Below are 7950 nucleotides of genomic sequence, written 5' to 3'. Positions count from 1 at the left end.
CCCACACCACGTCCGGCCAGATACAACTCCCCGACCACCCCAGCCGGCACCGGCCGCAACCACCCATCCAGCACGAACAACGCCGACTCGCCCGCAGGGGACCCGATCGGTGGGGCGCCGCAGCCCGCCTCCAGCGGCGCACTCCGGGATGCGCAGATGGTCGTCTCGGTGGGACCGTAGCCGTTGATCATCACCCGGCCGCCCGCCCACCGATCCACCAACTCGGCGGGGCAGGCCTCACCGGCCACCAACAGCGCCATCGAGTCAAGGCCCTCCGGCGGGAGCGTTCCGAGCGCCGACGGGGTTTGGCTGAGCACGCTGACGTGTTCGGCGACCAGAAGCGCGTTCAAGTCGTGGGGAGAGGCCGCCACCTCCTCAGGCACGATCACCAGCCGTCCACCGTGCAGCAACGCGCGCCAGATCTCTTCGGCCGAGGCGTCGAAGCCGTAGGAGTGCCACTGGGCCCACGCCCGCGGCGGCAGGTGCTCGTCGGGCGGAGCCAGCAGTTGGGTGAGGTTATGGTGAGTGATCGCAACACCTTTGGGAGCACCGGTGGTGCCCGAGGTGTAGATGATGTGGGCGACGTCGTCCGGCGCGGGCACCGGCAGTGGCGTGTCGGGCTGAGTGTCGATACGGGGGTCGGCGACATCGACGACCGGCAGTCCGCATCCCGCAAGGCGAGAGCGCAACCCCGCCGTCGTCACCGCGGCGACGGGCGCAGCGTCCTGAATGAGGTATTCGATCCGTGCCGCGGGCGACGCCGGGTCGATCGGCAGATACGCCGCACCCGTCTTGAGCACAGCAAGAATCGAGACGATCGCTTCGGCGCAGCGCGAAAACAGCAGCGTCACAATCTGTCCCGATGTCACGCCGCGGTCAGACAGCAGGTGTGCCAGCCGGTTCGACGCCTCGTCCAATTCGCGGTAGGTCCACGAGCGACCACCACACACCAGCGCGACCGCTTCGGGCATGCGGGTCACCTGTGCGGCAAACACCGCCGGAATAGACGACGGCGTGGACCCTGGCCGGGTCAACACCGCACGGTGACCCCATTCGTCGAGGCGTCGGGGTTCGCCGGCCCCGAGGACGTCGATCGACGGCAGTCGCCGACCGGGGTGGGCCGCCATCGTCGTCAACATCTGTTCCAGGCGGGCGGCAAGATCCGAGGGCGCGAAACCTGCGAACGGTTGCCCGGCCCCCGCCGAGCAGAACGACTGCTGATCGCCGGCCCCGATGAAGAAGAAGCCGAAGTGTCCAACCGGGCCGAACGTCGTGTACGTCGCCGTTGCCGGAACACCGCCGAGGTTCAGGGACAGTCGCGACGGAACGAAGTTGAGGACCACCCGATTCGGCGCTTGCCGTGAGCCGTGGAGGTCATTTTCGAGCGATTGGACGGGAAATCGCTGATGGCGCAAGGCTTCTCGGATTTGTGTGTCGACCTGTCGGCAGAAGTCGGCGACCGGCGTATGCGGCGAGGTCTTCAGCACGAGCGGGACCACCCCGGCGATCATCCCCGGAAGCGTCTTCGATTCCGCAGTCACCCGCCTGCTGACGGGAAAGTCGAGTACCACTTCCGAGTCAACGGTGCTGCATCCGCGCACCAGCAGGGCGCATGCCGCGGTGAGGACCGACGATCGGCGCACGCCCAGCGCCTTGGCCAACTCCTTCACGCGGCCCGCGACCGCCGGATCCAGGTGGACCGGCGGCGATGGCCAATGGTCGCCGGGTCCGCTCGCAGTTTGAGGTGTTCGATATTCCAGCGCGGTTTGGGGCGGAAGAGTTTCCCTCCAGTACGCGGTGTCGTCCAGATATTCGGTGGACGCCTCATAGTCCAACTCGCTGGTCACCAGGTCACGCAGGGAGCCGAAGAATGCCGGCGAGGCGGCGGTGTCGTCGACAAGCGCGGAGTAGATCGCGGCGATGCGCCGGCCGACCAGCCCCATGCTCATGCCGTCGATGACGATGTGGTGGCAGCAGGCGAACCAGTAGTACTCATCGGGGAGCGTTCGAAACAGCGCGAACTTCATCAGCTTGCCGTCGAACGGCATCGGCGTCCGTTCGATCGATGTCGCTATCTCACGAGCTTTCTGTGCCGGATCGTCCGAGCCGATCAGGTCGTAGCGAGCCAGCTCGACATCGGAGTAGTCGATCGCCCGTTGGAAAACCTGGCCGTCGCGCTCGAAGAAGGCGGCTCTGATCGGCTCGGCCTCTTGCAACCCTTTTCTGATCGCCTGTTCGAACAAGTCGGGCTGGATGGCACCGTCGATTTTCACGAACATGCCGAGCTGCCACTCGGTGCCGGAGTGGCCCGACGCCTGAGCAAGCCATATGTCGAGTTGTCGCCGTGTCAGCGGCAGTCCCTGGTGGTCAAGCCCCATCCGAGCCCCCGGTCCAGAGGGATGTGGAAAGGAGGCCGATCAGGCCCCGCGTGCTGCGAGCTTCATGCGCATCCAGCCGTCCGGGACCTCAGCGAATGTCGGTCACGGGCTGTGCTGCCCTCGTCGTTGAGCAAGACGAGGCAACCGCCGCTCTCGTCGTCGAAAGAAGTGACGACCATCGGTTCTCCCAACCCCCGAGATGAGTGAAACCGTCCTGACGCTAACCCAGGCACATGGGCCGTTCCGCGGTTTCGGCAAAAAATTATCGCGTGCGTCAGAAATCGCTGATCAGCGCGTTTGCGGTCATGCGGCTATCAGGGCGACGCTGGCGTGGGGCCGCGTCGCGTGGTGCTGATGGGCCAGGTGAGACGGTCTAGAACGCGTAGCGGAAGAGCCGGTCGTAGTTTCGGGCCGCGGGGACAGCGCTCTGCATCCGGTAGAGCAGCCGCGGCCCTCGAAGCGGAATCCTCTCGAATCCGGCGATGACGGAGCGGTCGCCGATCAGGTGCAGTCGAGCGTCCCAGCGGGTGATCTCGCCGCCGTCCCGGGTGCCCCATTTGATGATGCCGGATCGAGAAAACCGCGGTCCCCACGGAGACAGCAGGTCGGCGAGGAGCTCTCCGATATCGAAACGATCGAGCAGCCGGTGCAGGAGGCTCGTCACCTCGTCCGGCGTCAGATACATCAAGACGCCCTCGGCGACGATCAGGACGGGACCGCCGGCGGGGAGCTTGTCGAGCCAACCGCTGTCGGTGATCGACGATCCGATCATCTGATAGTTGCCCGATTCTGGGTAGAGCTGCCGGCGCAATGCAATCACTTCGGGGAAGTCGACATCGAACCATCTGACGGCTGGCGGGACCGTCAAACGCATTGCGCGACTGTGTAATCCGCATCCCAGGTGCAGGACGGTGGCGTCCGGATGTTCGGTGAGGAAGTCGGTGATCAAGGCGTCGAACTGCGCGCCGCGCAACGCCACGCCGAACTGATTGATCGCCGGGCGAACGGCTCGATGGACGCGCTCCCAGTCGTATTCGATGCGTGCGACGTCCTGTGCGGCAAAGTAATCGCCCAGGATGGGGCGGTCCAACTGGCTCTCACAGGCGCGAAGGTAGAGCATGCACAGCAGCGTCCACTCGACCGATCCCCAGCGCACGCCGGTGAAGTCGACCTTGCCGCGAGAGCCGGCCGGGTCGCTCGGTTCCGGCGCTGTTGGGCCCGTCACGCTTTCCCTCGCGGCTTACGGCTGGTCGAGCAGACGCTGCGGGTGCAAGCCGTCGACGGCGCCGACGAACGGCGGATGGATGCTGTAGCCGATCATGCGGCGAATGTCGGCGGAGACCGTACGAGCGATGTCGCGTGGGACCGAAAGGGTGAAGGCCTCCATCGGTCGCAGCCACGGTTGGCAGTACTGGGCGGTGACGGCAAGCCGCGCCCGGGCGGTGGTGTTGGCGCCGCCGCCGTGCCAAAGAGTGCCGACGAAAAAGACGCAGGAGCCGGCCGGCATGACGACGGGGAGCGCGGGGTCGTCCGGCCCGGGCCGACGCTTGCCCCAGCGGTGGCTGCCCGGGTAGAGCACCGTGGCGCCGTTGTCGGCGGTGAAGTCGTCGATCGCCCAGATCGTGGCGGCCGCCAAGGGCGGTCGCGGTCGCGGGATCGGATAGAACCCGTCGTCGTGGTGAGCGAGCTGGGCGGACTCTCCGGGTTGAATGTTGATGGCCTGTAGTGCCGACAGCAGGTAGTTGGCCATCATCAGCCGATCGAGTACCGCCAGCACGCGCGGATGATCGACAAGCCGGTCGCATGCGCGTGTCCTGCTCAGCACGCTGTAGACCCGCTGGGTGCGTCGTCCCTCGAACGAGTTGCGTCCGGGATGCGCGAGGTGAGGTTCGACGGCCTCGCGGATCTGCTGGCACTCGTCGGCGCTGAGCAGGTTCGTCCAGATGACGTAGCCGTCGTTGTCGAGGGCGGCCATGTCGGCGTCGACGAGCTTGGGGTCCACCGAAGAGCCACTGCTGGGTGTCCACTTGTATCGGCGCGCAAGATCGCCCCTGAGATCCTCGAGCGTGGTGTCGGGCTCGTCGTGGATGCTCATCAGCAGCCCTTCCCCGGCCGGCGCACGTTCGACCGGCCTATACGGGAACACTGAACCTCGGTCGGCCGGTGGTCAAGTACTCCCAGGTTGGGGCGCGTGCTGCGCATCGATTGTCGTTTGGGGGTGGGCTGCCGGCTCGCTGCTTAGCTCTCAGCGACAACACAAGAGTCATCACGTTGCTGGCGGCGTGTCAGGCGATTTCGCGGAGCTGGTCGACGCTCTGCTTTCCTGCGCAAATTCAACTTCGCATATCTACTGGTCATACCTGCGTCAAATTCTGACGTATAGGGAAACCCCCGATTCCTCTCGGGCCTTGTTCAACAAGACTGAAGCATTAGCTGCGCTTGGCGGATGAGACCTGGGGAGGCTTGGGCGTGGGATCTGCACGGTATGTCGGTCGGGTCGGCGCGTTGGCCGTGGCGTTGGGTGTCGGGTTTGCAGTCGCCACGACACCAGGGTTGGCGTTGGCCGAGGAGGGCAGCGCTGCTGGCGCCAGGGGTGAGGAGACGTCGTCGGTAGACACCAAATCCGCCGACGCCGAACCGGCTACCGAGTCCGGAGATGAGGGGAATGACGGCGGCGGCGATCCGGGTGCCCGAGACGAGCAGACCAACACCACCTCGACCACAACCACGACGGGCAATCAGAGCACCACCGTGATCGGTGGGGGCGGGTCGCCGCAGGTAACGATCAGCGGGTCAACGATCACGTCCTCGGGCACTTCGACGCAGCAGACGCTCGAGTCCAGCGCCCCGACAGCCACCGCTGACGCCACGCCCACACCGGTCGTGGAAGCGACCGGTACGCCGAAGACCCCGAGTTACACACCACCAGAGCCAACACCGACGCCGAACGTTGCCCCGGCACCGCAGCCCTCGACCGTGCCCGAATCGGACCCGCACCCGTCGACTGCTCCCGGTGGTCTGAATTCGTTGATCGCCGGCGAAGGTGATCTGACCGCCGATGAGGGTGGAAACCGCACGAGCACAACGATTTTCACGGCATTGGACAGTACTGATCCCGATGCTGGGCAGTTCGGGATGCGGATGTCTGTCGGCAACGGGCTGGATGAGACCCAGAAGACGATGGCGGCCGATCTACCTACCGGGTTGAACACTCTTGATGCGCCGGCACCGGCGCCGGCAGTGACACCACCGGATCCGTTCGAGGCGATCATGGTGTTCACCGGCTCGATCATCAGCCAGGTGGTCAATGCGGTGACCGCGGCGCTGGCCCCGATTTTCGGTCCTGGTGCGCCGCTGTACAACTCGGTGATTTGGGGAGCAATCGAGGCGGTGCGCCGCCAGACCAACCAGGCCTGGTCCAACTCGACACCAGTGGTTGATCTGCAGACCAGCGGACAACAAGATGCTGATGACCGCGAAATCCATGGCACACTAGGCGGTTTCGATGCCGACGGGGACGCGTTGACCTACAGTGTGCCCACCAGCGGGGTGGGCGCACCCACGAACGGCGCGGTGACCATCAACGCGGCCGCGGGCACGTGGACCTACAAACCCAACCTCGGCTACAGCGGCCCCGACAGCTTCACCATCATCGCCTCGGACTCAGTGGCCGGCTACCACATCCACGGTACGGGCCAGTCACACACCGGCAGTGACACCATCACCGTGAGTGTCGCCCCGACGGTGCCACCCAACCGGGCGCCAGTTGCCAACGCCGATGCGTTGAGCGTCGATGAGGACACCACATTATCGACGGGCAATGTGTTGGCCAATGACACCGATGCTGACGGCGACACCAAGCAAGCGGTGCTGGTTTCCGGACCGGCTGACGCGGTCCCGGGGAGTTTCGTGCTTAATAGTGATGGCACGTTCACCTATACGCCCAAAGCAAACTTCAACGGTTCGGACTCTTTCACCTACAAGGTGAATGACGGCAACCTCGACAGCGGCACCGTCACCGCGTCGATCACCGTCAGACCGGTCAACGATGCACCCGTGGCGGTCGACGACGCCGGGTTCTCCACCGACAAAACCAGAGCACTCACAATCCAGGGGGCCACGCTGACCGCCAACGACACCGATATCGACGGCGGCGCATTGGTCGTCACCGCGGTGTCCAATGCACAAGGCGGTACCGTCGCGGTCACCAACGGAGTCATCAAATTCTCCCCGGACGCCAACTACACCGGTCCTGCGTCATTTGCTTACACCGTCTCTGACGGTGCCGGGGGCGTCGCTCATGCCACCGCCACAATCGAAGTCACCGAATTCTCCGGAGGCTCCACTGGCGCCGTGGACGTAGGCAGCAGTGCGAAAGATCTCACGGTGGTCGGTGACCGGCTCTACGTAGCCAAATGGTTCGCCAACACCACGGTGGCGGTAGTCGATCTGAACACGAATACAGTCGTCGATACAGACGCTGGCACGCCTGGGAGGCAAGATATCCAGGTTGGCCCGACTCCGCATGGGGTGGCGGTCGTAGGCAATCGTCTCTACGTCACCCATTACTCGTCGCGGAACACTGTCACGGTGGTCGACCTGGATACCTACACCGCCATCGACCTCGACCCCGATACGCCCGGGCGCCAGGACATTACGATCGAGGGGCTTGAAGGGGCCTACTTGATTGCTGTCGAGGACCGGCTCTACGTAAGTCATGGTTTTGACGGTGCGGTCTCGGTGATCGACACCTCCACCAACACTGTCACGGAGTCCGTCAGTACCGGGGGGAGCTACCCGGCGGCAATGGCCCTCGACGGTACTCGTCTTTACGTTGCCAATTTTGGTACCGACACCGTCGCAGTCATCGACACCACCAGCAACACGTTGGTCGACATGGACCCCGACATTTCGGGGGATCAAAATATCGGTGGGGCAGGAATTGACCAACCTCGCGGAATAGCCGTTGCCAATAACAAGCTTTACGTGGCGAATGGTAACGGCACGGTGTCAGTTATCGACCTGACCACCAATACTCCGGTTGACGCGAATCCGGACCTCGAAGGTATACAACCTATCTCAAGCGGTGGCGGCGACTTCGCCTTCTTGGCGGACATTGCGGTAAGCGGTGACCGCATATACGTTTCCGACGTCAACAACACGCGGGTGCTGGTCATCGACACAAGCACCGACACCGTCGTCGACGTCATCGGGACCACCCACAGTCCGTGGGATCTAGCTGTCGCCGGTGACCGCTTGTACGTCGCCAGCGGGACCGGCATCGTAAGAATTTTCGACATCGCAGGCGACGTAACTTGAGCGGGAGAACGGACGATCTCGACATCCGCGTTCCAGCACCGGCCACATCCGCAAACTCGTCTTAGACCCCGCCGGCGATTGCGGACCACGCGGCGTCAAATGCGGAAATCACCCGAAACAGGGCTCCAGATGTAAATGTCTCGGGACATCTGTCAACGATGTCGCGAGACACCACAGGGTGTGTCAAGACATCGGAATAGCGTGACGGTGGTGACGGTCAGTGGATGTCGAAGGCTCGCCTGGTCATCACCGC

At 64.2% G+C, this 7950-nt stretch carries 4 protein-coding genes; 1 reads left to right on the top strand and 3 read right to left on the bottom strand.

The features are described 5' to 3' along the window. The 3 genes from AU188_RS17015 to AU188_RS17005 all read right to left on the bottom strand — a co-directional run. Nucleotides 1–2378: AMP-binding protein (locus tag AU188_RS17015; protein WP_156426727.1), on the bottom strand; the 2378-nt coding region annotated here is incomplete at its 3' end. Between the two features lie 373 nt (nucleotides 2379–2751). Beyond that, complete coding sequence (locus tag AU188_RS17010) at nucleotides 2752–3603, bottom strand: class I SAM-dependent methyltransferase (protein WP_059164875.1); 852 nt, start codon at nucleotides 3601–3603, stop codon at nucleotides 2752–2754. Between the two features lie 15 nt (nucleotides 3604–3618). Further along, complete coding sequence (locus tag AU188_RS17005; RefSeq protein ID WP_059164874.1) at nucleotides 3619–4473, bottom strand: phytanoyl-CoA dioxygenase family protein; 855 nt, start codon at nucleotides 4471–4473, stop codon at nucleotides 3619–3621. A 374-nt stretch (nucleotides 4474–4847) separates the two neighbouring features. Between AU188_RS17005 and AU188_RS17000 the strand changes: the two genes are divergently transcribed. Continuing rightward, nucleotides 4848–7697 carry a cadherin-like domain-containing protein gene (locus tag AU188_RS17000; RefSeq protein ID WP_156426726.1) on the top strand — a complete coding sequence of 950 codons (2850 nt, stop codon included), beginning with the start codon at nucleotides 4848–4850 and terminating at the stop codon, nucleotides 7695–7697. The last annotated feature ends 253 nt before the right edge of the window (nucleotides 7698–7950 follow it).

It is taken from the genome of Mycobacterium sp. IS-3022 (genome assembly GCF_001500065.1).
GTDB lineage: Bacteria > Actinomycetota > Actinomycetes > Mycobacteriales > Mycobacteriaceae > Mycobacterium.
The sequence above is the reverse complement of the archived record's forward strand: the minus strand, read 5'-3'. Positions and strand labels throughout refer to the sequence as shown.